This window comes from uncultured Limnohabitans sp., from assembly GCF_937889215.1.
Lineage (GTDB): Bacteria > Pseudomonadota > Gammaproteobacteria > Burkholderiales > Burkholderiaceae_C > Limnohabitans_A.
Genome location: NZ_CALBEX010000522.1, coordinates 1 through 2,081, shown reverse-complemented (window position 1 = coordinate 2,081; position 2,081 = coordinate 1). Strand labels below are relative to the sequence as shown.

The 2,081-nt window shown below is 61.4% G+C and carries 3 protein-coding genes; all 3 read right to left on the bottom strand.

Going from position 1 to position 2,081, the window contains the following annotated elements:
* Positions 1 to 696, bottom strand: a 696-nt coding sequence (gene tadA / locus Q0341_RS13245; RefSeq protein WP_299514173.1) for a tRNA adenosine(34) deaminase TadA, incomplete at its 3' end; no start/stop codon positions are given.
* Positions 693 to 1,334, bottom strand: a complete 642-nt coding sequence (locus tag Q0341_RS13240) for an FMN-binding negative transcriptional regulator (RefSeq protein WP_299514170.1) — start codon at positions 1,332 to 1,334, stop codon at positions 693 to 695. The genes Q0341_RS13240 and tadA, both read right to left, overlap by 4 nt.
* Before the next feature lie 43 nt (positions 1,335 to 1,377).
* On the bottom strand, positions 1,378 to 2,081 hold a 704-nt coding region (locus Q0341_RS13235; RefSeq protein WP_299514167.1), incomplete at its 5' end, for a PQQ-dependent sugar dehydrogenase.

Here is a 2,081-nt window from a genome sequence, read left to right as displayed (position 1 = left end):
GCGGTGACCCGCAGCCAACCAGACCGGAATCATCTTGCGGTAGAGGTAACTCCAAGCCGGATTGCCGTGCAGACACAGCCAGGTCAACGGCGCATTCGTATCACCTTCATCCAGGTAGTGCATGCGCAGCCCGGCGATGCTGGGCAGGTCGTTCACATGATGCGGCTGCCAAGGGTAGTCGGGCAAATCGGCAAATGCAGCGTCGGGTGTGCGCAGCGCGTCTTCTCTGAGTGGTTGGGTGTTCATTCTTTTGGGCCTGAAAAAGTCTTTGAGCAACTGGCTGCATTCTTCGGCCAGCACGCCGCCTGTGACCTGGGTTTGATGGTTCAGTTGCGTGTGGTCAAACAAGTTGAGCACCGAGCCTGCTACTCCGGTGCGCGGATCAGCAGCGCCAAACACCACCCGGTCGAGCCGGGCGTGCAACATGGCGCCGCTGCACATGGCGCAGGGCTCCAGCGTCACATACAGCGTGCAGCCGTCGAGCCGGTAATTGCCCAAGATTCGTGCAGCTTCACGCAGCGCCACCACCTCGGCGTGCGCTGTCGGGTCGTGGCTGGCAATCGGGGCGTTGCGGCCCGTGGCGATGACTTGCCCGTTCTTAACGACCACCGCACCCACGGGCACTTCACCCGCTGCGCTGGCCAGGTGGGCTTGCTCCAGGGCTAGGCGCATGCCTTGCTCATGGGTCAGGTTCATGGCACCAACCCCAGGTCTTTCATCCAACGGGCCAGTGCCTGAGTTTGTTCGGTGCCTTGCGCATAAGCCTTGTGCATGGCGGCATGGGCTTCGGGTCGGTGCTGGTTGAGCTTCACGGCACACTGCAAATCGGTGATCTGCATTTCAAAAGCCACAATGCCGTTCAGCATCGCCCCAGTGTAGTGGGCAGGCAATTCGCGCCACTGCTGCGCATAAGCGGGCTCGTGCTCGGCAATCAGGCATTTGAGCAAACGGTCACGGTCTTCGTGCGGGTCAATGATGCGCGTCAGCACCTTGGCCTGCACCGCCAAGTAGGTCCATGTCGGCACGCGCTGCTTTTCAGAATACACGCTCGGTGACATATAGGCCTGCGGCCCCATGAAACTCACCAAGGCCTGGGGTTGCGAAGCCAGCAACTGCGCCTGCGAGTTGGCTCGGGCGCAGTGCCCTAGCAAAACGCCATGCTCAGACTGCGGGCCATCGGGCCACAGCGAAGCCGCTTGCCAATGCATCGGAATGTGGCTGAGCACCGGAAAACCATCTGCCCCGACCGAGACGATGGACGCCAAGGGGTGCTCGGCCATGATGCGCTGGGCGATAGCGGGGTCTGAGTGGTTGAAGTGCTTGGGCAGGTACATGGTGCCTTGAGGTTACCAAAAGTCAGGGCATTGATCCCGCTGCTCAAGGCCGCTCAGGCTCTAGCCGCAACAAGGCCCCATCGGGGCCATCGCTCAGCAAATAAACCAAACCGTCTGGCCCCATGCGGACATCGCGGATGCGCCCAGCCCGGCCTTGCAGCAAACGCTCTTCTCGGATGACTTTCTCGCCATCGAGCACCAGTCGCACCAGCATTTGGCCGCGCAAGGCTCCCACCAGTACATTACCCTGCCATTGCGGAAACTGCGAGCCACTCACAAATGCCATGCCCGAAGGCGCAATCGAGGGCACCCACACATGCAAGGGTTGCACCATGCCGGGCTTGGCCTGCCCCTCACCAATGCGCGTGCCCAAGCCATAGTTGACCCCGTAGGTGATCACGGGCCAGCCGTAATTGAAACCTGGGCGCATCAGATTGACCTCGTCACCGCCTTGCGGCCCGTGCTCGTGCGTCCACAGCTCGCCGGTTTGGGGATGCAGGGCCGCGCCTTGCAAGTTGCGGTTGCCCAGGGTCCATTTTTCGGGCAAAGCACCAGCCCGCTTGGCAAAGGGGTTGTCGGCAGGCACGCGGCCATCGTCGTGCAATCGGATGACCGAGCCGGCATGGTCATCCAGCCTTTGGGCGCGGTCTTTGTCACCCCGGTCACCCAAGGTCAGGTAAACCATCCCGGTTTTGTCAAACACAATGCGCCCACCAAAATGCTGGCTTGAACGGGTCTTAGGCTGCA

What these genes read in the sequence shown, in the direction of transcription:
- Q0341_RS13240 (WP_299514170.1), bottom strand. Translation starts at nt 1,334, where the DNA reads ATGTACCTGCCCAAGCACTTCAACCACTCAGACCCCGCTATCGCCCAG.